The sequence below is a fragment of the Candidatus Flexicrinis affinis genome (assembly GCA_016716525.1).
Classification (GTDB): Bacteria; Chloroflexota; Anaerolineae; order Aggregatilineales; family Phototrophicaceae; genus Flexicrinis; species Flexicrinis affinis.
In genome coordinates this window covers 235,466-259,875 of record JADJWE010000007.1, presented here as the reverse complement: position 1 = coordinate 259,875, position 24,410 = coordinate 235,466, and the positions used below count along the sequence as shown (strand labels likewise).

General features: G+C 62.6%; 29 protein-coding genes. 6 read left to right on the top strand and 23 right to left on the bottom strand.

Translation table 11 applies throughout. The features are described 5' to 3' along the window. Window positions 1-8 precede the first annotated feature (8 nt). From IPM16_18745 to IPM16_18735, 3 genes are all read left to right on the top strand, one after another. Window positions 9-1,514 carry an amino acid decarboxylase gene (locus tag IPM16_18745; protein ID MBK9125141.1) on the top strand — a complete coding sequence of 502 codons (1,506 nt, stop codon included), beginning with the start codon at window positions 9-11 and terminating at the stop codon, window positions 1,512-1,514. A gap of 146 nt (window positions 1,515-1,660) precedes the next feature. Further along, window positions 1,661-2,410 carry a hypothetical protein gene (locus IPM16_18740; protein MBK9125140.1) on the top strand — a complete coding sequence of 250 codons (750 nt, stop codon included), beginning with the start codon at window positions 1,661-1,663 and terminating at the stop codon, window positions 2,408-2,410. Window positions 2,411-2,525: 115 nt separating this feature from the next. Beyond that, on the top strand, window positions 2,526-2,906 hold the full coding sequence (locus IPM16_18735; GenBank protein MBK9125139.1) for a VOC family protein: 381 nt from the start codon (window positions 2,526-2,528) through the stop codon (window positions 2,904-2,906). A 7-nt stretch (window positions 2,907-2,913) separates the two neighbouring features. Here the strand turns inward: IPM16_18735 and IPM16_18730 are convergent, their stop codons facing one another. The 3 genes from IPM16_18730 to IPM16_18720 form a co-directional block, all read right to left on the bottom strand. Next, window positions 2,914-3,090: a hypothetical protein gene (locus IPM16_18730; protein ID MBK9125138.1), complete on the bottom strand. Its 177-nt coding sequence runs from the start codon at window positions 3,088-3,090 to the stop codon at window positions 2,914-2,916. A 1-nt stretch (window position 3,091) separates the two neighbouring features. Next, window positions 3,092-3,265, bottom strand: a complete 174-nt coding sequence (locus IPM16_18725) for a hypothetical protein (GenBank protein ID MBK9125137.1) — start codon at window positions 3,263-3,265, stop codon at window positions 3,092-3,094. Window positions 3,266-3,334: 69 nt separating this feature from the next. Then, window positions 3,335-4,051, bottom strand: coding sequence for a hypothetical protein (locus IPM16_18720; GenBank protein MBK9125136.1), 717 nt, complete (start codon window positions 4,049-4,051; stop codon window positions 3,335-3,337). A 234-nt stretch (window positions 4,052-4,285) separates the two neighbouring features. On the opposite strand from IPM16_18720, the gene IPM16_18715 reads away from it, so the two are divergent. After that, the gene (locus IPM16_18715; GenBank protein MBK9125135.1) at window positions 4,286-5,155 is read left to right on the top strand and encodes a sulfotransferase family 2 domain-containing protein; all 870 of its coding nucleotides are present in this window, start codon (window positions 4,286-4,288) and stop codon (window positions 5,153-5,155) included. Between the two features lie 50 nt (window positions 5,156-5,205). On the opposite strand, the gene IPM16_18710 is transcribed toward IPM16_18715, so the two are convergent. The 3 genes from IPM16_18710 to IPM16_18700 all read right to left on the bottom strand — a co-directional run bounded on the left by IPM16_18710 (window position 5,206) and on the right by IPM16_18700 (window position 7,651). After that, complete coding sequence (locus IPM16_18710) at window positions 5,206-5,826, bottom strand: hypothetical protein (protein MBK9125134.1); 621 nt, start codon at window positions 5,824-5,826, stop codon at window positions 5,206-5,208. Window positions 5,827-5,881: 55 nt separating this feature from the next. Continuing rightward, complete coding sequence (locus IPM16_18705; GenBank protein MBK9125133.1) at window positions 5,882-6,727, bottom strand: hypothetical protein; 846 nt, start codon at window positions 6,725-6,727, stop codon at window positions 5,882-5,884. 111 nt (window positions 6,728-6,838) lie between these two features. Next, window positions 6,839-7,651, bottom strand: a complete 813-nt coding sequence (locus IPM16_18700; protein MBK9125132.1) for an IS5 family transposase — start codon at window positions 7,649-7,651, stop codon at window positions 6,839-6,841. Window positions 7,652-7,851: 200 nt separating this feature from the next. On the opposite strand from IPM16_18700, the gene IPM16_18695 reads away from it, so the two are divergent. Continuing rightward, window positions 7,852-8,001, top strand: a complete 150-nt coding sequence (locus tag IPM16_18695; protein MBK9125131.1) for a hypothetical protein — start codon at window positions 7,852-7,854, stop codon at window positions 7,999-8,001. On the opposite strand, the gene IPM16_18690 is transcribed toward IPM16_18695, so the two are convergent. The 15 genes from IPM16_18690 to greA form a co-directional block, all read right to left on the bottom strand. Continuing rightward, entirely contained in the window at window positions 7,998-8,339 is a 342-nt protein-coding gene (locus IPM16_18690; GenBank protein MBK9125130.1) for a thiol reductase thioredoxin, read from the bottom strand. The genes IPM16_18695 and IPM16_18690 overlap by 4 nt on opposite strands. Window positions 8,340-8,416: 77 nt before the next feature. Next, window positions 8,417-8,701, bottom strand: a complete 285-nt coding sequence (locus tag IPM16_18685; protein MBK9125129.1) for a hypothetical protein — start codon at window positions 8,699-8,701, stop codon at window positions 8,417-8,419. A 90-nt stretch (window positions 8,702-8,791) separates the two neighbouring features. After that, on the bottom strand, window positions 8,792-9,628 hold the full coding sequence (locus IPM16_18680; protein MBK9125128.1) for an aminotransferase class IV family protein: 837 nt from the start codon (window positions 9,626-9,628) through the stop codon (window positions 8,792-8,794). 5 nt (window positions 9,629-9,633) lie between these two features. Next, window positions 9,634-10,995 (bottom strand): glycoside hydrolase family 18 protein, encoded by a 1,362-nt coding sequence (locus IPM16_18675; protein ID MBK9125127.1) that lies wholly within the window; start codon window positions 10,993-10,995, stop codon window positions 9,634-9,636. A gap of 13 nt (window positions 10,996-11,008) precedes the next feature. Further along, on the bottom strand, window positions 11,009-11,452 hold the full coding sequence (locus tag IPM16_18670) for a diacylglycerol kinase family protein (protein MBK9125126.1): 444 nt from the start codon (window positions 11,450-11,452) through the stop codon (window positions 11,009-11,011). After that, window positions 11,445-11,948 (bottom strand): rRNA maturation RNase YbeY, encoded by a 504-nt coding sequence (ybeY, locus tag IPM16_18665; protein MBK9125125.1) that lies wholly within the window; start codon window positions 11,946-11,948, stop codon window positions 11,445-11,447. The genes IPM16_18670 and ybeY overlap by 8 nt, the downstream gene beginning before the upstream one ends. Continuing rightward, window positions 11,923-14,193, bottom strand: coding sequence for an HDIG domain-containing protein (locus IPM16_18660; GenBank protein ID MBK9125124.1), 2,271 nt, complete (start codon window positions 14,191-14,193; stop codon window positions 11,923-11,925). The genes ybeY and IPM16_18660 overlap by 26 nt, the downstream gene beginning before the upstream one ends. A gap of 3 nt (window positions 14,194-14,196) precedes the next feature. Beyond that, the gene (locus tag IPM16_18655; protein MBK9125123.1) at window positions 14,197-14,646 is read right to left on the bottom strand and encodes a GatB/YqeY domain-containing protein; all 450 of its coding nucleotides are present in this window, start codon (window positions 14,644-14,646) and stop codon (window positions 14,197-14,199) included. Window position 14,647: 1 nt separating this feature from the next. Beyond that, window positions 14,648-15,931, bottom strand: a complete 1,284-nt coding sequence (mtaB, locus tag IPM16_18650; GenBank protein MBK9125122.1) for a tRNA (N(6)-L-threonylcarbamoyladenosine(37)-C(2))-methylthiotransferase MtaB — start codon at window positions 15,929-15,931, stop codon at window positions 14,648-14,650. Then, entirely contained in the window at window positions 15,928-16,659 is a 732-nt protein-coding gene (locus tag IPM16_18645; GenBank protein MBK9125121.1) for a hypothetical protein, read from the bottom strand. Before IPM16_18645 ends, mtaB begins: the two co-directional genes overlap by 4 nt. 17 nt (window positions 16,660-16,676) lie before the next feature. Continuing rightward, entirely contained in the window at window positions 16,677-18,083 is a 1,407-nt protein-coding gene (serS, locus tag IPM16_18640) for a serine--tRNA ligase (GenBank protein MBK9125120.1), read from the bottom strand. Between the two features lie 11 nt (window positions 18,084-18,094). Continuing rightward, on the bottom strand, window positions 18,095-18,313 hold the full coding sequence (locus tag IPM16_18635; protein ID MBK9125119.1) for a hypothetical protein: 219 nt from the start codon (window positions 18,311-18,313) through the stop codon (window positions 18,095-18,097). An 87-nt stretch (window positions 18,314-18,400) separates the two neighbouring features. Further along, window positions 18,401-19,528 carry a sensor histidine kinase gene (locus tag IPM16_18630; GenBank protein ID MBK9125118.1) on the bottom strand — a complete coding sequence of 376 codons (1,128 nt, stop codon included), beginning with the start codon at window positions 19,526-19,528 and terminating at the stop codon, window positions 18,401-18,403. Window positions 19,529-19,567: 39 nt separating this feature from the next. Continuing rightward, window positions 19,568-21,091, bottom strand: a complete 1,524-nt coding sequence (gene lysS / locus IPM16_18625; GenBank protein MBK9125117.1) for a lysine--tRNA ligase — start codon at window positions 21,089-21,091, stop codon at window positions 19,568-19,570. A 4-nt stretch (window positions 21,092-21,095) separates the two neighbouring features. Beyond that, complete coding sequence (gene greA / locus IPM16_18620; GenBank protein ID MBK9125116.1) at window positions 21,096-21,569, bottom strand: transcription elongation factor GreA; 474 nt, start codon at window positions 21,567-21,569, stop codon at window positions 21,096-21,098. Between the two features lie 320 nt (window positions 21,570-21,889). Between greA and IPM16_18615 the strand changes: the two genes are divergently transcribed. Continuing rightward, window positions 21,890-22,786 carry a DUF368 domain-containing protein gene (locus tag IPM16_18615; GenBank protein ID MBK9125115.1) on the top strand — a complete coding sequence of 299 codons (897 nt, stop codon included), beginning with the start codon at window positions 21,890-21,892 and terminating at the stop codon, window positions 22,784-22,786. 2 nt (window positions 22,787-22,788) lie between these two features. On the opposite strand, the gene IPM16_18610 is transcribed toward IPM16_18615, so the two are convergent. Together IPM16_18610 and IPM16_18605 are read right to left on the bottom strand one after the other, a co-directional pair. Beyond that, window positions 22,789-23,769: a hypothetical protein gene (locus IPM16_18610; protein MBK9125114.1), complete on the bottom strand. Its 981-nt coding sequence runs from the start codon at window positions 23,767-23,769 to the stop codon at window positions 22,789-22,791. 2 nt (window positions 23,770-23,771) lie between these two features. Next, window positions 23,772-24,407, bottom strand: coding sequence for a haloacid dehalogenase (locus tag IPM16_18605; protein MBK9125113.1), 636 nt, complete (start codon window positions 24,405-24,407; stop codon window positions 23,772-23,774). Window positions 24,408-24,410: the final 3 nt, after the last annotated feature.

The following is a 24,410-nucleotide window of genomic DNA, read 5'->3' as shown; positions in this document are numbered from 1 at the left end:
AGTTCTCGATGACGCTGTTCGATGATTCGCAGATCACACTGCACGATGAATCGCTCGATCCCGCCACGACTGAGGCTTGGGAATCGCTGAAGACGCTCGGCCATCAGATGGTTGACGACATGTTCGACACGCTGCGCACCGTGCGCGAACGCCCGGTATGGAGGCCGCTGCCCGACGATGCGAAGGCGCGCATGGCCGTGCCGGTGCCGCACGACCCGCAGGACCCTGCCGCCGTCTATGCGGACTTCGTCAACGACGTGCTGCCCTACCCGATGGGCAACATCCATCCCCGCTTCTGGGGCTGGGTGATCGGCACCGGCACGCCGCTCGGCGCGCTGGGCGACTTCCTCGCCGCGGTCATGAACCCGAACACTGGCGGTGGCGAGCACATCGCCAACTACGTCGAACTGCAGGCGATCAACTGGCTCAAGGAAGCGGTCGGCTATCCGGCCGAGGCCAGCGGGGTCATGGTCAGCGGCGCGTCGGCCTCGAATCTGCTGGCCCTGACGGTTGCCCGCAATCAGATGGCTGGTTGGGACGTGCGCAAGCTCGGCGTCAAACCCGAGGGCGCGCCTCGCTTGATGTTCTATGCTTCGTCGGAGGTTCATTCGTGCGTGCCGCGCGCCGTCGAAGTGCTCGGCTTGGGCCGCGAGTCGCTGCGGATTATCCCGGTCAACGACGCGTTCGAGATCGACATCGCGGCCCTTGAACGCGCCATCGCGGAAGATCGCGCGGCGGGGCATCGGCCGGTGTGCGTGGTCGGCGCTGCAGGCACGGTCAACACCGGCGCGTTCGACGATCTGAATACTTTGGCCGACTTGTGCGCCCGCGAGAACCTGTGGTTCCACGTCGACGGCGCGTTCGGCGCGCTCGCTGCCCTCTCGCCTGAACTCCGCCCGCTCACGCGTGGTATGGAACGCGCCGACTCGCTGACCTTCGACCTGCACAAGTGGATGTACATCAACTACGAAGCGGCAGTCGTGCTGGTACGCTCGCAGGAGAAGCACTACAAGACGTTTACGACCACGCCGGAATACCTCGTGCACGGCAAGCGCGGTGCGTCCGCCGGCGAGGTGTGGTTCAGCGACCTCGGCATTCAGCTCTCGCGCGGGTTCAAGGCGCTCAAGGTGTGGATGTCGATCAAGGAGCATGGGATTGACAAGTACGGCCGGCTGATCGCGCAGAACGTTGCGCACACCCGCAAGCTGGCCGCGCGGGTCGATGCCGAGCCGGAGCTGGAACGCCTCGCGCCGTCTCCGCTCAACATCGTGTGTTTCCGCTATGTCGTGCCGGGGTTGGACGACGACGCGCTTAATGCCCTGAACGAGGAACTGCTGCTGCGGCAGCAGGAAGGCGGTGGATCGTTGGTCAGCTCGACGCGCCTGCACGGCAAGTACTGCCTTCGCGCATGCATCAGCAATCATCGCACGACGGCCGAAGACGTCGACGTGTTTGTCGCCGATGTATTGGCGCTCGGCCGGCAGTTGGCGAAGGAAATACCGGCCGCGGGTTAGTACGCAGTGACCCGTCGCACCTGAATCGAGAACACAAAGCGACCGGCCGACCGGTTGCTTTTTCGTTCAGAACGGTCTGGACGATTCCTAGACGCCGGCCCGGTATCGTTGTGGCATTGATCCGAAGCCAACACCGAGGCCCATTCATGACCAAGCGAGTTGTCACCGCCCTGTTGTTCATCCTGTCCGCGCTGCTGTCCGCGCAGGCCGCATCCGCGCAGGAGGCTCCGCTGCCTGTCCCGTCCGCCGACCCGCGCGTTGTCTTCATTCCGTTGTATCCGACGATCCTGTCGCCGTCATCCGGCGAAACGCTCTGGCCCGGCACGATCTTCAAGTGGGCCGACGCCGGCAGCAGCACGTACACGATGAAGTTCAAGGTGGTCGAGACGAGACAGGTGTTCAAGTACGATGTCGGCGCGCCGTGCCCGGACACGGAATGCGCACTGTATGTGCCGCCTACCGTCATGGCTCAGATCAAGGACGGCCACACCGTCAAGTTCAGCATCATCGCTAATTTCCCGAACAGCACAATCAAGAGCCAGAAGATCACGCTGACGGTGGACGAAGGCCCTGCCGCGACCCTGACATCGCCCGCTGACGGTGCGGTGTTCGTTAACCGCTTTGATTTCGACGGGTTCCGCTGGAATCATACGTTCTTCGCCAATCAGTACCGCGTGATCGTCCGCAATGCGGCCGGCGAGAAGGTGATCGACTACACCGACAGCAGTTGGGACTTCTGCAACATGGCGACGCAAACATGCGGGCTGGGCATGAATCCGCAGCTTCACAACCACATCGTCTTGCAGGAAGAACACACGTGGCAGGTGATCGCGATCACCGAGACCGAACCGGCCATCAAGTCCGAGAAGCGCCGCTTCACCATCCTGTACAACTAACCAAACAGCCAAACGTCGATACATGTGAAGGCGGCAAGGGGAAACCTCTGCCGCTTTTCGATTCGGGGACGGGTTCGCTACACTGCGGGCAACGCCTATCGGAGGAGAGGAACCGATGCGAATCGAACACGCGGCGCTGTGGACAGCGGACTTGGAGCGCTCGCGTGCGTTCTACGAGGCGTACTTCGGCGGATCGGCCGGAATGCGCTACGTCAACCCGCGCACTGGATTCGCGTCGTACTTCCTGACGTTCGACGGCGGTGCGCGCTTGGAGCTGATGCAGCGGCCTGACGTGGCCGGCGGTGACAGCACAGAACGCATCGGCTGGGCGCACGTCGCGTTCAGTGTGGGAAGCCGCGAGGCCGTCGACGCACTGACCGAGCGCCTGCGCGCCGATGGCTACACGGTTGTCAGCGGACCGCGCACCACCGGTGACGGGTACTACGAAAGCGTCGTGCTCGATCCGGACGGCGCACGGGTGGAGATCATGGTGTGAGGGGCGATTATTCGTACTGCTCGTCGCGCTTCGGTTTCTGCTTGCGCGGGCCGCGGATGAGGCGGTAGGCGACAATTGCCACTGTTCCCCAAAACAGCCACAGCGCAAACCCGCTGATGATGAGGTTACGAAGCATGATCTGCTGCGTATCACTGTTGATCCCGAGTCCAGACAGGTCGTTCATGTCAGTCCTCGAATTCGTCGCGCTTGGGTTTGTCCCTGCGTGGACGGCGGATGAGACGATAGACGACATATACGGTAGTCCCAGAAGCTAACAACCATGTTACAAAAGCGAGGTTGAGCCATTGCCCGATACTGAACCCACCGTTTACCCCCAGTTGTCCCAGTTCATTCTCCATACTGGTTCTCCTCAACTTGTCGTATGCAACAACCTCGATACCGTGGATTGGTAGGTAAAGAGTCGTCGGCTAGATGCAGTAGGTTGTGGTTGTATCGACCACCATGGTGACACCGAAGTAGGAGTTCGGCGGAGGCAATGGAAAGGCAGCCCATTGCAGTAATCCCCCTGCCACAAAGTAGAGCGCGCCTGATGTCAGCTTGATGTTCCAACCGGGAAACGCAGTGGGGCCGTCCAGCTGGATCCAAGCTGTCGGAAAGTAAGCTACGGTTCCGTTCAGGTGTCCCGCAATACCTTTCGCTGGAAGTCGGGGCAGACCACCACTTGCATTCGAGTACTTAATTGTAACGTTCTCTCGAAGTTGGGCCACGACTAGACCCAGTCCGTTGTAGATGTTTAACCCACACACTTGCGTCGTGATCCAACCGACGGGCATCGGTGCTGGAGAGCCTCTGCCGGCCGTCTTCGGGCGCGCATCGCTGATAGGATCATCGGCAATCATGTAGACCTCGAAGTAGCATGCGGAGTCGTCGGCACAGTTCTCGAGTTTGTATAACCGCGATGCGAATCGTTGGCCTTCCGCGTACTCCTCATCCGTAAGCGTTACAGGCGAGCGCTGATCCATCTCCGTAGTTGCAACAACTGTAGCATTTGCCATATCGTTCAGCGACAGTTGTTCCTTTGGTGCGGATTGGATCTCCTCATCACTGTCTTGGGCGGTGGCCGTGTAGGGAGTTATTCCCGTGAGAAAGACACTTAGAGCAAGAATGATGCACAAACGCTTCATCGCAACACAACTTTCTGTAATTGATCCATATTACCAATAATACTCAGAACACGCGCGCCGTCTTGACGGCGCGCGTGTTAAGGATCGTGGGAGATTAGTATGTCTGTGTTTATCGGACGCTCATGAAGCAAGATCCATGGTTCTATTTGAGGCCTTGGTTATGAAACAACATTGCCGTCGGTAGCTTGCTGATCGTGCGCCGGGTACTCTTGTAGGATACGAAAGGCGTCCCGCATGAGTATCGTCAACCAGCACGAAACGCTGATCTTCCTGCACATCCCCAAAACCGCAGGCACGACGCTGCGTCAAGTGGTCGGGCGGCAGTTCGTCGGCAAGCCGCAGTACCTGATCGGCTCAGGCACAGAGCGCAACTTCGAGGCGTTCCTCGCACTGCCGGAGGACGAACGCGCGCGCCTACGTTATGTGGGCGGTCATTTGCGCTACGGCGTGCACCGCTTCATCCCGAAACCCGCGCGCTACATCACCATGCTGCGCGATCCCCGCGAGCATCTCATCTCGTACTATCACTACTTCCTCGAGGACGAAGGCTCGGCCACGCAGGAGATGATCGTCGGCAAGACGTTCGAGGAGTTCCTGCAAATCGAGCGCATGCAGTCGATTCAGCTCGACCTGATCGTCGGGCTGGACGACACGCCCAACGCGGCGGGCCGGTGGGGCATGGGTCGGAATCGGTCGCTGCCGGTCGAGCAACGCCTGCAGATCGCCGAGCGCCACCTGCGCGAGCACTTCGTCGTGGTCGGGTTGGTCGAGCGATTTGACGAGAGCATGCTGCTGCTGCGTCAGCGGTTGGGGTGGAAGAACGTGCAGTACGCCCGCCTACGCGAGACCCAGACGCGGCCCAAGCAGGTCGAGGACAAGGCGCCGCTGCACGCACTGGTCGAGCAGTACGCGCAGCCCGATCTCGCCTTGTACGCCATCGCCAAGCGCATCTTCGAGGAGCAGGCCGCGCAGTATGACGGTGACTTATCTGCCGACCTCGCGGAGTACCGCCAGCGCAACGCCCGATTTGCGCGGCTGTGGACGCTCAGCCAGTCCTTGCGGCAAACCGGCCTATATCGCACGCTGCGCAAACTGCTGCGCTAGGGCGTACTGACCGGCTGGGCTTTGAGGTCGCGATATGCAGTCGAACTCCCCTAGTCGCTTGGCACAGGCAGCGGCGCCTGCGGAGTGAGCGCTACGTCGATCCCGCGGTAACCCCGGTCAGCGACATGAACATCAACAGCTTGCTGGCCTCGATCGAGTCCGACAGCGGTTGCGACAACGTCGCCATTCGTCAGATCGACAACAATCTCGATGAAATTCGCGCTCCGCCCTCCAGCATATGGCGCAACGTCGCCCCACAGCCGTGAAATCATCACAGGTACTGAGCGATCCGGCAGGCCAAGCGGGCTCACATTGATATTTATCAAAGTCATTCTCTGCCCGTACGTCAGCACATATTCTTCGATCTGGGACGGCGTATCTTGCAGACCGAGACTAGATGCTTCGTCAAGTACTATGCGTCGTAGACTTGTGATGGAGTAGCCAATACGTTGTACATCCACGTCTGGCGAAAGGCGATCAAGCTCGACAAGCTGCGTGATGAACTCAGCCGTGTCACTCTGTTGTGCATTGAAGGCAAGAATCGTTTCCTGGGATAAGGAAACCGGTCCGCGGTTTCCCAAACCGAGTACATTGACTGTGACAAAGGACAGGCTTATAACGACTGAAACGACGAGAACCGAGCGAAAGTGCCGCCGAATTTGGACGCGCATCGTTTCCACCTCTCAATCACTGGAACCTGAGATCTCTTACGGGCAGAATTGACGATTAGTCAGTGGCGTCGCCACAAGGATCGTAGATGTCTTCGCCTGATACGTTCCACGCGAAGAAACTATTCGAATCATCAGCCGTCGATCGGTAATTGTCTTGGCCGCTCCCCGGTAGTGCGAGCGTGATCGCATCAACAGCCATGTTATTCCACGGCTTCCACACAAACTGACCGGGCGATTGGTTGACTTCTTTGTACCACTCCATGTCCCCGAAGTATATGCTGCAGTCAAAGTATAGAACTTCGGGATTCGAAATAGGTGGATTCCGGAGGTGTTCTTTCTTGTAGAATGACACATCAACACCTGCAAACGCAGTGTCGCCACTGCCATACGCAATCTGATTCGTCGAAGGACCTACACTGACATCAGCGACGTATTGATGATTTCGAAAGAAGTACTTCGAACCCCCAAAGAAATGGAAATCATAGTTAAACAGGCTGGCATGTACTGGTATGGTAGCTCCAAAACTTTCGGTCCTATAGAAGCCGGCGCCGTCGATATATGCCAAGAGTAGTTTGTATGTGTTGGACGTATTCTTCTTCCACCCCCACTTAACAAACGCGTATCCATAGTTTAGTCGAGACGCGGCATACGCATAGACGTACGTGCCACTTCCTCCTGAAACTAGTAGTGGATCGGTCCACTGAATATCACCACCGACTCCTAGTACCTTTCCGTCCTTCTGAATTCCCATGCCGGTGTTGACATCGGCTTCCGCGTTTCCATCACCTACATAGTACAGATTTGTAGGTCGAGACATGAAGTCTTCTGCGTTAATCTTTCCACTGGCAGTCGCAACAGCCATCACCATAATCAGGACAGGAGCCAAATAATTCTTGTTCATCTTAGTATCCTCCCAAATACTTATTTAAGTATAATCACATACACGCGATTTGTCTTGACAAATCGCGTGCTGGACAGTGCGATTTCATGAAACAGGTACCTAGAGCCTATTTCAATAATACGGGGCGATGGCGGCAACAGGCCGCAGTAGCCGGTTGAGGGACCATTGGATAAAGGCAACCAGACAGAACGCTTTGAAGTTTTCCAGCTTGCGCTCGTAGCGCACGACCAGCCGACGGCAGTTGTCCATCCACGCGAAGGTGCGTTCGACAACCCAACGCCGGGTGCGTCCCAGCGGCGCCTGCGGCTGACCGCGCCGCGGTCGGTGGCCCTCGGCACGTTTGCGCTGCGGGATCCGGGGCCGGATCCCTCGCCGGCGCAAGGCGGCCCGCAGACGTCGGCTGTCGAACCCTTTGTCAGCGCCCAGCGCGCGCGGGCGACGCCGGGGTTTGCGCTTCGCACGGGGCACCATAACGTCATCAATCACGGCTTGCGCCAACGTGACTTCGTGAGGCGTGGCGCTTTCCACCACCACCCCAATTGGCAACCCATGTCCTTCTACCACCAGCATCACTTGACTGCCTTTGCCGACCTTCGTCGTTCCGACGCCGGCCCCCCTTTTTAGCGGGGTGAAACTCCCATCCAGAAACGCTTCGGTCCATTCCAACTTGCCTTGCGCATCCAGTTGCCCCAGCAGCGCCCGCCAGATCCGCTCCCACGTCCCGTCCCGCTGCCAGCGATCCAGCCGCCGCCAGCACGTCACATGGTCGCCGAACTCTTCGGGCATATCTTTCCATTGGCAGCCCGTCTTCAGGACGAACAGAATGCCGTTCAGCGTACGGCGATCATCCGCACGCGGTCGCCCGCGCCCCGGCTTCTGCTTAGGGATCAACGGCTCCAGAATTTCCCACTGTTGGTCAGTCACGTCATGTCGGCTCATCCCACCAGTGTACCGTTACCGCTCAATTTTTGAAACCGCTTCTAAGCAATTTTGCTTCTTCACTGTACTGTCAAAGAAACGCGGCAGTCGATTCTATGTTCCTGAGTGATCCACTTAAGCTTGTGCGATTGCTGGGTAGTGGATATGACTTTGAAACGTGATAGTTGACGCGGCGTTCGCTCTTAGTGCCGCGCTGGTCGAACACGCCGCGCAGTATGACGCCGCCGACCTCGCGGAGTACCGCCAGCGCAACGCGATTTGCGCGGCTGTGGACGCTCAGCCAGTCTTTGCGGCAAACTGGCCTGTATCGCACGCTGCGCAAACTGCTGCGCTAGCTGCCACCGATGTCTGCCGCCAGTGCATCCGCAAACGCTTCCACGATGGCGCGGCGGGTGAGCGTGGTGCTGGACCGCGCTACCGGCCGGCCGTCCTTGAACAGGATCAGCGTCGGGATGCCCATAAGCCCCAGCTCGCGCACGAGCGGACTGTCCTGCGACAGCCACAGCTTGGCGACCGTGACGCATTCGGCCCATTCGTCGGCCAGCGCGTCCATCACCGGCGCGAGTGCCGCGCACTTGGCGCAGTCGTCGCCCCAGAAGTCGACCAGCACCGGCCGATCAGCCGTCGTGATGGTCGACTTAAACGACTCCGGCGTCAGGTTGAGTGCAGGCATGCGAAACCTCCCCGGTCGGGTGATGAAACCTATCCGGGGTACGTGCTTGGCGTCGATACGGTTGCAGTAGGATTGGACTAGATCGCGGTCAGGCGCAGTCGCTGCGGGGTGGCTTTGGGCACGCGTTCGATTTCGCCGCGTGCTTCGAGGTCGAGCTTGACGGTCGTCGTATACCACTCGATCGAGCCGTCGAATGTCTCTCCGATCTGATCGCGCACCGCTTCGACCAAATCCCAGAACGGCAGGCCGGGGCTGCGCTCCAGCGCGCTGAGGATCGCGCCGCGCACCGTGTCGTACTTGCGCCGGTCGATGTTGACGCCAGCCTTGCCCTGCGGGTGCAGGGTCACAATAGTATCCGGCATGATCGTCCCTCCCACGGCTCTAAGTAATAGAACAAGTGTACTATTCTTGAGCGTCGGAGTCAATCGATACACGGCGCGTGGCGCAACTCACTAAATCTCCTCCAGATGCATCCCGACCCACGCCTGATACGCGTCGCGCAGGCGCAGCGTCCATACACCGGGTTTGCCGATACCGAGCGTGTGCCCGTCGATCTCGACCACCGGCACGATCCCACGGCTCGCACTGCTGATGAACGCCTCGTCGAGCGCCGGGACATCGTCGGCTTTGACCGGTGTCTCGACCAACGGAATGATGCGCTGGCCGACCTCGAACACGATCTGCCGGCTGATCCCGCCCAGCACCGTGCCGACAGGCGCGGTGTACAACGTGCCGCCGCGGATCGCGTAGAAGTTCGCGCCGACGCCTTCGAGCAGGTGGCCGTCCGCGTCTTGCAGAATCGTGTCGTAGATGCCGAGCGGCTGGGCAGCGATCAACGCCTCGCGCGCGTGCATCCAGTCGGTCGTCTTGGCCGCGGCGTTCTGGCGGGCGCTGTTGGGCGCGCTGATCACACGCACCCCGCGCAGGATGAACTCGGTCGTCAGCGGGGTGAACGGTTCGAGCGAGATGATCGCTTGATCGGGATGCGCCGCACTGATCGTCACGCGCCAGCGCACGTCGCCCACGTTGAAGTCGAGGATGCAGCGGCGCAGGGCGGCCCGGATCAAGCTGCGCGCCAGCCCGATTGCGATGCCCGCGCGCCGCGCCGAGTCTTCGAGTCGGTCGAAGTGCGCGTCAAGTTTGAGCGCCTTGGTGATCTCGAACGTGTTCGTGATCGTATACACGCCGTCGTCTGGCTCGTAGCGCCCGGCCTCGGCCAGAGACGCCGCTCCGTAATCGACCGGATGCAGGTTGCCGTCCGCCGTCAGCCGCCGGATGAACGTGGGCATGCCGGTTACCTTTGCACCCAGAACTGTAGGAACTGGCGCCATTCTTCGTCGTCGGTGTCGAACTCGGCGTAAATCGCGACGCCCTGCACCGCGCTTGCGGTGTTGCCAGCCTGCTCGAGGCCGTCGATCACGCCCTCGACCGCGGCGGGGATGTTCTCAACGGCCGGATCGTGCGCGTTGGTCACGTCGTCAAAAGTCGGGATTCCGATCCGCACCTCGGCGCCGCCGTCAACGTCCGCGATCGCGCGCGCGTACGTGGCGGTCTGGTACGCAACCCACTGGGTGTAATCGACGGGCGAGGACAGCGCCGAGTTGTAGGCCATGACGACGATCTCGTCGACCAGCAGGGCGATCCGCTGCTTGAACTCGGTGGTGTATTCGGTGCCGGGCGCGATCAACGGCGGCTTGGGGATGTTGGCTTCCGCCGGCGACCAGTCGGGGATCACCGCGACCGAAAGGCTGGCATCGCCGATTGCCCGGCGGACGGCCTGCAGCAGCGCGATGTAATCGTCGGCGCTGTCCTGAAACACCAGTTCGGCGTTGAGCATAATGCCATCGTAGCCAAGTTCGTTGACCAGCTTTGCGGCGAAATCAGCAACGATCTGGATAACGGCCGGGTCGTTAAGGTTGTACGCGCCGTTCTCGTCGCGGGCGCTGATCGGGAAGCCGACCCATCCGTACAGCGTTGCCTCAGGGTACGCCGCACGGAACTGCTGGATGAACTGCTCGACGTTGGGCTGCATCTCCTCGAACGTGTTGGTGCGGGCAACCAGCCCGCTCCACGTGTTGTCACTCTTGAGGAAGCTCGTCCACGCATATACGGTGCCGATCTGATGCGCCTTGAGTCTCTCGACAAGCAGCGCCACTTGCTCATCGGTCGGCTGCAGGAAGCTGTATTCGGAGCCGAGCCAGAGGGCGTTGGGATAGGTCGGCGCGGGCTCGTTCTTGAACAAGCCAAGCGCGAGGATCACGATCAGCACGATGGCGACGGCCCCGGCCCCAAACAGGTAGGGACGCCAGCGCGCCCAGTCGATCGGCGGCAGCTTCGGCCCGCCGGGCACAGCGGCCTGCTGCTGGCGCAACCGCGGCGCGGCCTGTGGCGGCGGGGCAGCTTCGCCGCGACGCCGGCGCGGCGTACGCTCGGTTTCGCCCGTGGGGGCGGTATCGGCCAGCACGTCCGGCGGCGGATTGCTGCCGCGCCGGCGGCGGTACCGTTCGCGTGCGCGGCCGCCTTTGCCGGCATTGGGCACTTCTTGCGGCTGTTTCGACTTCGCCTCTTGAAACAGGCTGTTCAGAAACTCGTCGTTGTCCGGAATACCGGTCGATGACGATTTGGGGTCCTTTGGGGGTTGGCTCTGGTCGTCCACGGTTTCTTTCCTCCTAGGTGACCAGGTCAATAAGCGGCGGGCCGAAGATCAGCAAGCCGATCAATACAGATGCGACGACGCCGAGCAGCACCGCCGCTGCGGCGACATCCTTGGCGACTTTCGCCATTGGATGATAATCCGGCGATGCGAGGTTGACCACCGCCTCGACCGCGGCGTTGATGAATTCGGCCATCCACACGATCGTGACCGACAGAATCAGAATCGCGATTTCGACAAAGCTGATTCGCAGCAGCAGGGCGAGCGCCAGCACCAGCAGACTCGCCACGCCTTGAATGCGCGTGTTGCGCTGCCAGCGCAGCATGTACAACCAACCGGCCAGCGCATAGCCCAAACTGACGGCGCGGTTGCGGCTGACCTTATAGCTGAATTCGTCCGGGTTGATGCGCGCCGTGCTGGTCAGCCGGTCCAGCCAATTCGGCCGGGTGTCGTCAGGCATGATCGGCGCCCTCCAGCCCCGGCACGATGCCCTCGGAAATGCTCAACGCGCGCAGGGCGTTCGCCTGTGCGTCCCACATCGCCGCGCGCCGTTCCGGGGTGTCGTGATCGTGGCCGAGCAAGTGGAGCGTGCCGTGGACGACCAGCAGCGATAGGCTGTCGGCCGGCGAGTGGCCGAGCCGTTCGGCCTGTGCGCAGGTGTACGGATAGGCGATCACCAGATCGCCCAGATAGGGTGGCTCGTCCATCTCCTGCGCGACCGCATCCGGCAGCGCCTCGGCCGGGAACGTCAGCACGTCGGTGACGCTGTCGACATGCCGGTATTCGCGGTTCAGCGCGCGTACTTCGTCGTCGCCGGTGAGTACAATCGTAATCCCGCCGCGATTGGTCGCCTCGTTCTGTTTCAAGGTCATCCGGGCCGCGTAGATCAACCTGTCTGCGTTGACCGGATAGCCGCGCGTGTTCTCGATCTCAATCCCATGCTCGGGCGCGGTCATCGCCGAATTCCTCATCGTCACGTTGGCTCGGGACGTCCAGCCCGCCGGTCGAAGGCCCTCGGCTGCCGGGTGCCCACTGCGCAGCCTCGGCAGGCACGACGGCGCGCATCGACTGCGTTTGCCGTGCCTTGTTAATCACCGCGTCGTAATTGATGCGCGGGTGGAGCGTCGCCTCGATCATATCGACGAATATGCGCTCGATCTGCTTGAGATCTTTGAGCGTCAGGCCGCTGTCGTCAAGCTGGCCGCCGTCCCGGTAGCCGTTGATGATCTTGGCGACCTGTGCCTTGATGTCGCTGCGGCTTTGCGGGTCGGTCGAGCGCAGCGCCGCCTCGCAGCTGTCGGCCAGCAGCATGACGCCGGTTTCCTTCGTTTGCGGGCGCGGGCCGGGATAGCGGAAGTTCCGGATGTCGACCTTGCTGGCGTCGTCCCCGGCGGCGATCACAGCCTGCTGGTAAAAGACTTTCACCAACGACGTGCCGTGATGTTCGCGGATAAAGTCGCGGATGCGCTGCGGCAAGCGGTGGTCAAGCGCCATCCGCTCGCCCTCGACCACGTGGTTGATGATGATCTGCGCGCTGCGCTGCGGGTCGTTGAGCAAGTCGTGCGGGCTTTCGCTGCCGCGCTGGTTCTCGGAGAAGAACGCCGGGTTCGCCAACTTGCCGATGTCGTGATACAGCGCCGCGACCGATACGAGGAACGCATTCGCCCCGATTTTTGCCGCGGCCTGCTCGCTCAAGTTGGCGACCTGCAGGGAATGCTGGTAGGTGCCGGGGGCTTCGCGCAGCAGGCGCACCAGCAGCGGATGACTGGGCTGGCTAAGTTCGTTGAGGCGCAGGATGGTGGGCAAGTTGAACACGCCGCCGAGCACGTACAGCCCGACCAGCGACAACGCCGCGGTGATGATACCGTTCAGCACGCAGAACACGAGCAGTTCGAGCCAGCGCTCCGGAGTCGTGCCTTCCTGCGCGAGGTTGAACGTGAACAGTACCGCGACGTTCACCAGCGCCACCAGCAGACCGGCGAAGATGTACGTATTGAGCCGGTCCGTTCGCCGCAGCACCAGCGTGCCGGTGATCCCGGCCGCGGCTATCAGCACCGAGACCTCGAAGCCGTTGCCCGCCATCAGGCCGACCAGAAACGCATAGCCAAGCGTCCCGATCAGCGCGATATCCGGCCCGGCGATGGCGACATACAGCAACGCCAGCACCCCGGCCGGGAAGATGTAGATCTCGCTGCCGGTGGCGACCCGCGCCGCGCCCAGCATCAGAATGAATAGCCCGACCAGAAGCGCGAGCAAACGAGGCTGGCTCTCAAGCAAGGCGTTGCGCCAGCGGGTCAAATAGGTGCCGAACAGCACCAGTACGATGAGCGACCCGATGACGGCGCGCATCACGATCGGAAGGCGCTGGTCGGGCGGCTGAAGCAGCCCAAGCTGTTCGAGCGCCTCGACGTCGGCTGGTTCTAATTTCGTGCCGGTGCTGACGACGATCTGCCCGCGCTGGAAGCTGCTGATCTGCTCGGGGACGGCCTGCGCGGCGGCCTCGCGCGCGGCCTGCGTGGCGGCGACGTTGAGTGTCCGGTTCGGGCGGATCAAGTCGCTGACGATGTCCACGATAATCGCGACGTCGCGGCCGTCGAAGCGCAAGCTGACCTGATTGGGCAGGCGCTCGAGGATGCTGGTGACTTCGCTTTCGCGGATGCTGTCCTGCATCACATTTTCGAGCAGACGCAGCGTTTCGGCGCGGATGAGTGCCCACTGCTCGTCGGTCATCGCCGCGATCGGCTCGGCGGTCGCGCGTTCGTCGAGGCGAAGCGCGGTGATCTGCTGGAGGTCGGCTACCTTTTGCGCAACGGTCGCGTACGGGTCGCGCCGGACGTTGTCGATGAATTCGAGGATACGCGCCGCCAAGCTGGTCTGCACGCGTGCCACGTTGAGGTCGGGCGGGTTGTAGACCGGCGCGGTCGAGGCGCGCGCTTCTTCACGGCGCAGCTCGGTGAGGACGTTGCTGACGTAACTACGGCTGATCGGCGCGTGAATGTCGCGCGGGGCGACCTGCCCAACCTCCAAGCTGCCCGTCAGCGACCGGCCGGGCAGGATCGAGTCGAACGCGATGATGAGGGTGGAAACAGCCACCAGTGCGATAGCGGCAGCAATCACGGCCGCCGCAGTCAGCCGTTCGATGGCCTGCGTGCGTGGAACGCCGAAGCGCCGGTGCAGGAAATCCGCAAGCGCCGGTATCATGCGCTAACCGTTGAGCAGCTCCCGGACAGCCTGGTTGACGAGCTTGCCGTCCGCCTGTCCCTTGACGCGAGCCATGATCGGCCCCATCACCTTCGATTGATCCTTCGGCCCGCTTGCCCCAACCTGCGCGATCACCTCGGCGGCAATCCGCTTGAGCTCGTCCAGCGAAAGCTGACGCGGCATGAACGTCTCGATAACCGCGAGTTCGGCCGACTCGGCAGCCACGAGGTCGTCGCGGTGGGCCTTGGTCGCCTCTTCGATCGTCTCGCGGCGCTTCTTGGCTTCTTTGATCACCACGGCGAGGATTTCGTCATCGCTAAGGGATTTCCGTGTGTCAATCTCGACCTGCTTGATGGCGCTCTGCAAGCCGCGCACCACGTCGCGGCGCAGGTTGTCCTTGGCCAGCATCGCCTCTTTGAGCGCGGCGGTGAGCGCGGTACGGAGGTCGGTCATGTCATCCTTCCAAGATGGGAACGGCCGTTGCGTGCGTGCGCGACGACCCCGATCCGAGGCGGGCCGGCGTGATCATGCCGGTCAGCGCGCGCGGGTGGGTGCAGTGGACACGCACGTAGTTGTCAGTATACCCCACATTGAGGAACCCGTCTTGGGTCGCGCCGGCCACGTTCTCCCACAAAACAGGGCGAACATCTCCGCTGAAACGGGCTGTGAACGCCTGAGTCTGGGCAGCGCTGTGAGCGAGCAAGATCTGCGCGCGGCGCTGACGCACCTCATGCGGCACCTGTCCCTTCATGCGGGCGGCGGCGGTGCCGGGGCGCGGACTGTACGGGAACACGTGCAGCCCGGCAAACTCCATCGTTTCGATGAACGCCGCGCTCTCGTCGAACTCGGCGTCGGTTTCACCGGGGAAGCCGGCGATGACGTCGGTGGTGACCGCCATGTCCGGCGCGGCGTCGCGTGCGGCCTCCACCAGTGCCGCGAACGACCGCTGCGAGGTGCGTCGCAGCATCCGTTTCAGCGTGCGGTCACAGCCCGATTGCAGCGGCAGGTGCAGATGCCGGCACAGCCGCGGTTCGTCCGCCCACAGCGCGAAGAACGCCGGTTCGAGGTCCCACGGCTCGAGCGAGGACAAGCGCAGTCGCGGGATGTCGGTGCCGGTCAATAGGGCGGTCACGAGGTCGCGCAGGCCGTCGGGTTTGCCGAGGTCGTGCCCGTAGCTGCCGAGATGCACGCCGGTCAGCACCGCTTCCTGATAGCCGATCGCGTGCAGCGCACGTACCTCGCCGACGACCTCACCCAGCGGGCGGCTTCGGCCTGCGCCGCGCGCCACGGTGGTGATGCAGAACGTGCACGCGTTGTCGCACCCGTCCTGCACCTTGACGAAAGCGCGGGTGCGGCCGGGGATCGCCTCGCGAGCGACTGGCTCGGCATCGAACGGCATCGCGGTTTGGCCAGTCAACTGCTCGACCAAAGTGTCTTTGCCGGTGTTGTCGATCACGCGCACGACCCCGCCGATCTTGCCGACGGCCTCCGGCGCGACCTGCGCATAGCAGCCCGTGACGGTGATCTGCGCATCCGGCCGAGCGCGGTGCAGCTCGCGAATCAGCTTGCGCGAACTGGCGGCGGCCTGCGTGGTCACGGCGCACGTGTTGACGACGTGCCAATCGGCGTCGGCGGCCTCACGGACGATCTCGTGCCCTTGTGCGGCGAACTGCCGCGCCATCGTGTCGAGCTCCGCCTGATTGAGGCGGCAGCCCGTCATGCGGAGGTGGACTTTCACGGCTTGGTCACCAAAAAGTTGTCGAACACGACGGAGACGTCCGGCTCGTTCTCGGCCACGGCGATCAGGCCGAGCTGGCCGGTCGCATGGGTCGAGTCGGTCAGCGTCGGCGTCAGCGTCCCGAAACATTGGCCGCCGGAGTAGGTGCTTTGGCCGTCAGGGTCGTCAGGAAGGCACAGTTCGACCTGCTGGCCGTTGATGCTGAACGTGAACTGGTCGCCGACGCCGCGTACACCGAGTACGTTGGGGCTGCCGAAGTCGACGTCGATCGCATCCGACGGAATCCACGTGCTGATCTCGCGCTCGACTCCGTCGACGGCGCGCGTCACCTGATAGTAGCCATCGCTGCTGATCAGGAAGCTGTAGTAGTCGCCGGCATCGCGCATGCGGAACACGATCCCGTACCCGTTCACCGACGGCCCGCCGACTGCCGCGGCGATCACCTGCGCGTCGAAATCTTTGAAATGCCAGCGGGTCGGCACGAACGGCGCACTCTGCACGTCGCCCACGTCGATCTTAAGGATGCCGCCCTCGATGCGCGCCGAAAGCCGGCCCTCATAGGTGTCCCACTCCTCGGGTGCGATCTCGAAGTCGGACGCGTACAGAACGGTGCCGCTTGGCCCGTCGATCACCGGGGGCGCGGCGCGCAGCACGTCCGCGAGGCGATAAGCCCCGAACGCGAGCAGCACGAGCGCGGCGGTGATGACAGGCGGGCCAAAGCGGCGCATGGGTAAACCTTTCCCCTCTACGGCGCCGGGATTTCGGTGGCGCCGCCCAGGTACGGGCGCAGCACGTCCGGGATCTCGATGCTGCCGTCCGCGCGCTGGTACGTCTCCATGAGGGCGATCAGCACGCGCGGCGCGGCCAGCCCCGAGCCGTTCAACGTGTGGACGAACTGCGGGCGTCCGCCACCTTCGGGCCGGTAGCGCACGTTGGCACGGCGCGCTTGGAACGTCTCAGTGTTCGAGCACGAGCTGACTTCCAGCCACTCGCCGCATCCGGGCGACCACACTTCCAGATCGAACTTCTTCGTCGCGCTGAAGCCGAGGTCGCCAGTGCAGATTTCGAGCCGGCGGAAGGGCAGCTTGAGCGCGCGCAGGATACCCGCGGCGTCCTCGATCAGCTTCTCCAGTTCGGCGTAGCTGTCTTCCGGCTTAGTGAACTTGTACAGCTCGACCTTCTGGAACTGATGCACGCGCTTGATCCCGCGCACGTCGCGGCCCGCGCTCGTACGTTCCCGGCGGAAGCACGGTGTATGGCCGACCATGTTGATCGTCAGTGCCGACTCGTCGAGGATTTCGTCGCGGTACAAATTCGTGATCGCGACCTCGGCGGTGGGCAGCATGTAGACGTCGGCGTCCGGGTCGAAATACACCACATCGCGGAACTTGGGGAACTGTGCCGCGCCGATCATCATGTCTTCCTTGACGAAGAACGGCAGATAGCACTCGGTGTAGCCGTTGGCGAAAGCCGTATCGAGGAACAGGTTCGTCAGCGCCCGCTGAAGCCGCGCGCCCCACGCCTTGAGCACGTACCCGCGCGACCCGGCGATCTTGACGCCGCGCTCGAAGTCGATGATGTCGAGCGCCGGGCCGAGGTCCCAATGCGGCTTCGGCTCGAAGTCGAACTCGCGCAGGGTGCCTTCCATAGGCCACGGCTTGTTGTCCTCGTCGCTCGCGCCGTACGCTGTCGACTCGTGCGGCAGGTTGGGCAGCCACAGCAGGTTGTCCTGCAGGGCCCCGTCGACCTCGCGGATGCGCGCGTTGTAGCCGTTGACGGTATCGCCCATCCCGGCCAGTGCGTCGAGCAGAGTCTGAAACTCGACCGGGGTGGCGGGAGCGGCGCTGCCGTTCCCTTCCATGACGTCGGCTGCGGCGGCGTAATCCCCGGCGGCAATGAGCGCGACGATTTGGCCGGCCCGTTGGGCGCGCGCGGCGTCGTCCAGCGACTTGTCCCCGCGCAGCCGGCCAACGCCTTTGTTCAGGCGGTTGCGGTGCTGCTGGATCGCCTCGCTTTGCGCCAACAGCGTGCGGCGGGCTTTGTCGAGTTCGAGGATCGTATCGATACGTCCTGCGGCCTGTTCGTCTTGAAGCCGCAGCAGCTCGGCTTTGACGAATTCGGGCTTTTCACGAATGACCGTGATGTCGAGCATGGAGAGTGTCCTTAGGGTTGAGAGTCCGGATTACGAGTCTCCGCCGATGCATCAGGTTGCGACGGCTTGCGGCGGCGGATAGGCTGGTCGGCACGGGAGGGCGGCAGTGGTTCCTCGTCACGCCGCGTAAAGTCGGTATACAGCCGCAGGGCGGCCAGCGCCGCGCCGACAATGAGCGTGCCGACGATCAGCGCATCCCATACTTCACGGGTCATGAACTCCAGAAACATGCGTGCTCCCAATACAAAGCGCCTCGCCCGAATGCGGACGAGGCGCGGCAGGTTAGCCGGACGGACGCAGGGGGCGGACGGGCGCGATTAAGCCTCGGATTTGGCCGAACTAGAACCGGCAGCAGGCAGCACGATGCTGAAGGTCGTGCCTGCGTTTTCGACGCTGTCGAACCAGATGCGGCCGTTCATCGCCTCTACCTCCTGCTTGCACAAATACAAACTCAGGCCGTAGCCGAATTCGCTGATGACCTGCGGCTGGCGCGCACGCCGGAACGGCGCGAAGACGCGGTCTTGTTCGCTCTCGCGAATGCCGATCCCGTCGTCGATCACATCGATCTGCACGGCGGCAAGTTTGCGCTGCGCCACGAGTTGAATGGCGGTCTCGGACATGCTGTACATGATAGCGTTGGCCAAAATGTCCTGCAAGATACGTGTAAGGTGCACCGGCGAGCATTCTGCACGCAGGTCTTCGGCGACCGACACGCGAATGCGGCTGCGCACGTCCCCGTAATCCGTGTCCGGGTCGACGATCGCAACGTTGTTGATTTCTTCCAGTAAATCCTCAATTAAAAGGGACAGGTCGACGCGCTTGCGCCGCGCTCGGATCTGGTCGCGCAGCGTTCCGGTACGCACCGCCGTGAGCCGTTCCAACATGATTAGCAGCCGGTCGGCGCGGATCATGTGCGTGTGAATAATGCGGTTGAACCCGGTGATCCGACGTGCCAGCGTGGCCGCGTCGTCTTCCGGTTTGAGCCGGTCGATCACCTGCTGGATCAGGTCGGCGTGACCGCGGGCCGACTCGACCGAGTTCGCCAGCTCTTGCCCGAAGTTGCCGAGCGCCTCGTTCAACGGCGCCCAATCGGTCGTCTCGAAGACCAGCATCGTGTACAGCAGGCCGTCCGGCCCTTCGATGACCGACACGACGACGGGTTGGGTCTCCCCGGCGCGGATGGCGCGCATACGCACCGGCTTGCCGCCGTTCAGCGCCTGCTGCCGCGCGTCTTCCAGCTTGAGCGCATCGTCGGGGAGTTGTTGATTGAGCAGGAATGAGGCAGCCCCGAAGCCGCTCTCGCGGATCACCACCAGATCGGCCGCCAGCACGGCGCGCGCGCTGCGGTTCTCGCTGACCAATTTGCCATCCGGCGCAAAGATCAGCACGCCCTGAATCATCCCATCGAGGACGGGCTGCAGCTCAGGGGTTCGGCTGGTCGGCATTGGCTACTCCAGATCGGCCTTCAGGCAGATTGTAGCGTGCTACTTTTGGTCACGCATGTGCGGGAAGAGCAGGACGTCGCGGATCGAGGACTGGTCGAGCAGCACCATCGCAAGGCGGTCGAGGCCCATGCCGAACCCGCCGTTAGGGGGCATGCCATAGCGCATCGCCCGCAGATAATCCTCGTCCAGCGGGGTCTCGTCGTCGTCGCCGGCACGGAATGTCTGCGCCATGTCGAGGAACCGCTGCTCTTGATCGAGCGGGTCGTTGAGTTCAGTGAAAGCGTTGCCCAACTCCATGCCACCGATGTAGAACTCGAACCGCTCGACGTGCAGGTCGTCCCCCGTGACGCGCTTGGCGAACGGCGAGATATCGCGCGGGTAATCATGCACGATGGTCGGGGCGATCAGGTTGCCTTCGGCGTATTCGCTGAACAGATGCTCGATCAGCTTGCCCCACGGCAGGCCCGGCTTGACCTGCATTCCGCGTCGGCGAATCTCGGCCTCGAGCAGTTCGGCCGTCGGGTAGTCCATGTAGTCGATGCCGCTGTGTTCTTTGACGATGTCGCGCATGGTCACGCGGCGCCACGGCGGCTTGAGCTCGATCTGCTGGCCGCGGTAGTCGATCAACGTGCTGCCCGTCGCATACTCGGCCGCGTACGCTACCATGCGTTCGGTGATCTCCATCACGCCGCGATAGTCGATGTAGGCCTTGTAGAACTCGAGCTGCGTGAACTCCGGGTTGTGCTTGAAGCTCACACCTTCGTTGCGGAAGTCGCGGCCAATCTCGTATACGCCATCGTATCCGCCTACCAGAAGCCGCTTGAGGTACAGCTCGAAGCTGACGCGCAGGTACAACTGTTGATCGAGTTCGTTGTGATGAGTCGTAAACGGACGCGCAGCGGCGCCGCCGTAGATCGGCTGCAGCACCGGCGTCTCAACCTCGAGGAAGCCGATATCGTCGAGATACCGACGGCAGGCTGTCGTGATGCGCGAACGCTTCACGAACGTGTCGCGCACCGCCCGGTTGACGGCCAAATCGGCATAGCGCTGGCGGTAGCGCGTTTCTTTGTCGTTGAACTCGCCGAATTCGACGATCGTGCCGTCGTCCAGCACCGATTGTTTGATGACCGGCAGCGGGCTGAGCGACTTGGCCAGCAGCACGAACTCGCGAGCCAGCACGCTGACCTCGCCCGCGCGGGTGCGCATCATCTCGCCGGTGGCCTGCACGAAGTCGTCGGTGTCGACCAACTTGTCGGCGATCAGCGCGTAGGTGTCGTCACCCAAGTCGTTGATGCGCAAGAAAAGCTGAACGCGGCCGCTCTCGTCTTCGATGTGCATGAAGGCGAGCTTGCCTTTGATGTTGACACGCCGGATACGCCCGCACACCGTAACCTCGACCGGAGTCGGCTCCGGCTGCGCTTCGGCCGCCTCGAACGCGGCGATCGCCTGTGCAGCTGTATGCGTGCGGTGCACGCGCGCTGGATACGCGGCGACACCGCGCGCTTCGAGTTCACGGAGCTTGTCCAGCCGTTCGGCTTCGAGCTTATTCGGCTGCCACGGCATGCGGCTACTCGATTTTCTTGATCGTGACCACGAAATCGCCGTCGGGGGCCTTGACGGTGACCTTCGCGCCCGTCTTGTGACCCATCAGGGCACGGCCCATCGGACTGTCGACACTGATTTTGCCTTCGCCGGGGTTGGCTTCGGCCGAGCCGACCAGCATATAGACTTCTGGATCTTTGGAGCCTTTCTCGACGATCGTCACGCGCGAACCGGCGCTGACGACGCCCTTAGACGCGCCTTCCTCGATGATCTGGGCGCTGGCAAGGATCGCCTCAAGACGCTGAATCTCGCCTTCCATGAAGGCCTGTTCGTTCTTGGCATCCTCGTACTCGGCGTTCTCGCTCAGGTCGCCGCCTTCTTCCATCGCACGGCGCAGCCGCTCGGCAATTTCGGGACGGCGAACCTCTTTGAGCATATTGAGCCGGTTCTCAAGCTGAGTGAGACCTTCCGACGTAAGGTATTGCGAATGCTCAAACATATCCTGCGACTCCAAAATGTCGTTAAATCGCATCGGCCGGAAATAGCAAAAGACACAGCGAGTGTGTCTGTGTCCCCGTCCGTAGCCTGTAGGTGCCGGAACGATAGCATAGGCCCGGCGATTCGTAAAGTAAAGATCGTGCAAGAATCCTTGCGAATCCCCAGCCTGTGGGGGCAGGATTGACGCCCCGACCGGCCTAAGGCATGATAGCCCGGTTATGCACGAGACCTGTCGGAGGCCGCATGCCCGAAACAACGCAAGACGTCATCGAAACGGAACGCCAACTGGGGCACCCGCGCACCCCGTTTCAATATCTGCGCATCTTCATCACCGGCTTCTTCATGGGGTCGGCAGACATCGTCCCCGGCGTCTCCGGCGGCACCATTGCGTTCATCATGGGCATCTACGACACCTTGATCGACGCGATCAAGTCGTTCAATCTCGACGCCATCCGGCTCGTGCTGGCGCGCAAAATCGGGGCGTTCGTTGATCACGTCAGCCTGCGCTTCCTGATCGCACTTGGCATCGGCATCCTTGCCGCCGTGTTCACGCTTTCGCACGTGCTGGAAGGGCTAATCGAAACCCAGCCGACGTACATTTTCGCGCTGTTCGGCGGGCTTGTGCTGGCGTCGATCATCGCCGTGTCGCCGAAGGTATCGTGGTCGCCAGTGACCATCGCAGTGCTGGTTGTCGGCGCAGTCTTCGCGTTTTGGCTGACCGGCCTTGGCGGGGCTGGAACCGGTGCCGAACCGGAAGCCACCGGCGCGGTCAGCTACGATCTGCTCACGCTGTTCGTCAGCGGCGCCATTGCCATCGTCGCCATGATCCTGCCGGGCATCTCCGGCTCGTTCATTCTGGTCATTCTCGGCCAGTATCGGATCGTGCTTGGACTCGTCAACGAACGCAACTTCTTCCCGTTGATCGTGTTCGCGCTCGGCTGTTTGGTCGGCATCATCCTGTTCAGCCGCGTCCTCAGCTTCCTGCTGCACCACTACCGGTCGATCACACTGGCCGCGCTGGTCGGGTTCATGCTCGGTTCGCTGCGCAAGCTGTGGATCGAGGCCAGTGCCGGCGTCGACGTGATGACGAATGCCGGGGCCGCGCCGAGCATCCTTTTGGTGATCGTGCTGATCGTGGTCGGGTTTGCGGTCGTCACCGTGCTCGATCATTTGTCGAGCCGGAACAATCCGATCTTGAAGCGCGTGCTGCCCGGATAACCCTACGGGCTTGGCTCGCGGCAGTCCGGCAATACGCCGTAGTCGCGTGGCCACGTCCGGCCATAGAACTCGAGATACTCCTCGACGTGTGACTGCCAGTACTCCGCGTCTGCACCGCCCACCGGGTTGATGATGTAAGTGTGCGGGATTTGGCGCGCGGTCAGCCGGTCGCTGAGAAGCTGCAGGCCGTTCGACGCGGCCTCGTCGGGCGCGCCGTTGTCGAAGTACATGCGGAAATTGGCCGTCGGCAGGATCGTGCTGTTGCGCGCAATCTCCAACGGGTTTTCGGCCGGCGGCACGCTGTTATCGAGTACCGCGCTGTGCCCACCGATCACGCTGAACAAATCCGGGGCCGTGAACGCCGTATGCACCGCCCAGAACCCGCCCTGCTCGAACCCGCCGATGGCGCGCAATGTGCGCTGCTCTACCACGCAGAAGTCGCGCTGAATGGCCGGCAGTAGTTCGTCCTTGATGATCGTGGATGCCGAGGCATCCGGCGGGAACTGCGCGCGCGACCCAAGCCGGCCAAGCTCGGCGACGACGACAATTGCCGGCGGGTAGGTGCCTGTCCGAATGCCCTCATCTAGAATTGCCGGCAGGTTCAGCGTCTCCATCAGGTCGCGGCGGCCCGGCTCAGGCGCAATCAGCAGCAGCAGCGGGAACCGCGCCGAAGATGAGCCGTAGCACGGCGGTAGGTAAGCCGTGTAGGGGACGTCCTCGCGGGCCGTCTCGCTGCGGTTGTCGGGGATGTCGATGACCAGTCCGTCCTCGTCGCACGGGAACGGTGTCGGCGTGGCGGTGAGTTCTGGCGTTGCGGTGGGGCGCGGTGTCGCGCTGAGTGTCGCGGTGGGGGTTGCGGTCGCGGTGCCGGACAGCGTCGGGGTCGCCACGGTCGGCTCGACCACCTGCGCCATCGGGTCGCACGCCGGCAGGATGACCGCCAGCACAAGGAGCAGCAACAACCCACACATCTTGCCGCGCACGGTCACATCCTCTCTTCGAACCGCTTGAGCGCGTTGACCAATCGGATTTGCTGCAGCGTGGTCGTCAGGTCGCCGCGCGTGCGTTCCAGTACGCCGCGCACGATGTCGGTCTGACGGCGCAGGTCGCGGGTGACGGCATCCGGGAAGTCGAATGTGACGAGCTGATCGTAGATGGCGTCCATCGCGGCGAGCAGGCGCTCGGCTTCTGGCGCGTGGTCCTCGGATTGGCGCATCAAGTCGAGGATCGCGCGCCGCAGTTCGGTCGCGGCTTCGGCAAGCCCGAGCATATAGGTTGCGGGTTCGACCTGCAGCGCGTCAGGCGTCGGAAGCGTGCTGCCGCCGCGTAAGATCGCGGACGCGGCGTGTGCCTCGACGACCTCTTTGAGCGCATCCTGCACATAGCCGCTGTGATACAACTCCGGATACCCAGCGACGCCGGCCCGCAGCGTCACGGCGTCGGCGGCGATGACCTCCAGCTGCGCGTCGACTTGATCCCACTCGCGCCGGTGCGCCGCGCGGATGCAGCCCGAGCAGTGGCGGATCAGCTCGCGCGAGGCGGCAAGGGCGGCGTCACGGGCGGCAGTCCGGGCCGCCATCGCATCGCGCAGAGACTCTGTGATGTCACCGAGGTTGTCCATACG

Excerpts from the sequence above, each read along its gene's own strand:
- IPM16_18745 (MBK9125141.1), top strand. The coding sequence starts at position 9 with ATGACGCTGTTCGATGATTCGCAGATCACACTGCACGATGAATCGCTC.
- IPM16_18740 (MBK9125140.1), top strand. The coding sequence starts at position 1,661 with ATGACCAAGCGAGTTGTCACCGCCCTGTTGTTCATCCTGTCCGCGCTG.
- IPM16_18735 (MBK9125139.1), top strand. The coding sequence starts at position 2,526 with ATGCGAATCGAACACGCGGCGCTGTGGACAGCGGACTTGGAGCGCTCG.
- IPM16_18730 (MBK9125138.1), bottom strand. The coding sequence starts at position 3,090 with ATGAACGACCTGTCTGGACTCGGGATCAACAGTGATACGCAGCAGATC.
- IPM16_18725 (MBK9125137.1), bottom strand. The coding sequence starts at position 3,265 with ATGGAGAATGAACTGGGACAACTGGGGGTAAACGGTGGGTTCAGTATC.
- IPM16_18720 (MBK9125136.1), bottom strand. The coding sequence starts at position 4,051 with ATGAAGCGTTTGTGCATCATTCTTGCTCTAAGTGTCTTTCTCACGGGA.
- IPM16_18715 (MBK9125135.1), top strand. The coding sequence starts at position 4,286 with ATGAGTATCGTCAACCAGCACGAAACGCTGATCTTCCTGCACATCCCC.
- IPM16_18710 (MBK9125134.1), bottom strand. The coding sequence starts at position 5,826 with ATGCGCGTCCAAATTCGGCGGCACTTTCGCTCGGTTCTCGTCGTTTCA.
- IPM16_18705 (MBK9125133.1), bottom strand. The coding sequence starts at position 6,727 with ATGAACAAGAATTATTTGGCTCCTGTCCTGATTATGGTGATGGCTGTT.
- IPM16_18690 (MBK9125130.1), bottom strand. The coding sequence starts at position 8,339 with ATGCCTGCACTCAACCTGACGCCGGAGTCGTTTAAGTCGACCATCACG.
- IPM16_18685 (MBK9125129.1), bottom strand. The coding sequence starts at position 8,701 with ATGCCGGATACTATTGTGACCCTGCACCCGCAGGGCAAGGCTGGCGTC.
- IPM16_18680 (MBK9125128.1), bottom strand. The coding sequence starts at position 9,628 with ATGCCCACGTTCATCCGGCGGCTGACGGCGGACGGCAACCTGCATCCG.
- IPM16_18670 (MBK9125126.1), bottom strand. The coding sequence starts at position 11,452 with ATGCCTGACGACACCCGGCCGAATTGGCTGGACCGGCTGACCAGCACG.
- ybeY (MBK9125125.1), bottom strand. The coding sequence starts at position 11,948 with ATGACCGCGCCCGAGCATGGGATTGAGATCGAGAACACGCGCGGCTAT.
- IPM16_18660 (MBK9125124.1), bottom strand. The coding sequence starts at position 14,193 with ATGATACCGGCGCTTGCGGATTTCCTGCACCGGCGCTTCGGCGTTCCA.
- IPM16_18655 (MBK9125123.1), bottom strand. The coding sequence starts at position 14,646 with ATGACCGACCTCCGTACCGCGCTCACCGCCGCGCTCAAAGAGGCGATG.
- IPM16_18645 (MBK9125121.1), bottom strand. The coding sequence starts at position 16,659 with ATGCGCCGCTTTGGCCCGCCTGTCATCACCGCCGCGCTCGTGCTGCTC.
- serS (MBK9125120.1), bottom strand. The coding sequence starts at position 18,083 with ATGCTCGACATCACGGTCATTCGTGAAAAGCCCGAATTCGTCAAAGCC.
- IPM16_18635 (MBK9125119.1), bottom strand. The coding sequence starts at position 18,313 with ATGTTTCTGGAGTTCATGACCCGTGAAGTATGGGATGCGCTGATCGTC.
- IPM16_18630 (MBK9125118.1), bottom strand. The coding sequence starts at position 19,528 with ATGCCGACCAGCCGAACCCCTGAGCTGCAGCCCGTCCTCGATGGGATG.
- lysS (MBK9125117.1), bottom strand. The coding sequence starts at position 21,091 with ATGCCGTGGCAGCCGAATAAGCTCGAAGCCGAACGGCTGGACAAGCTC.
- greA (MBK9125116.1), bottom strand. The coding sequence starts at position 21,569 with ATGTTTGAGCATTCGCAATACCTTACGTCGGAAGGTCTCACTCAGCTT.
- IPM16_18605 (MBK9125113.1), bottom strand. The coding sequence starts at position 24,407 with ATGGACAACCTCGGTGACATCACAGAGTCTCTGCGCGATGCGATGGCG.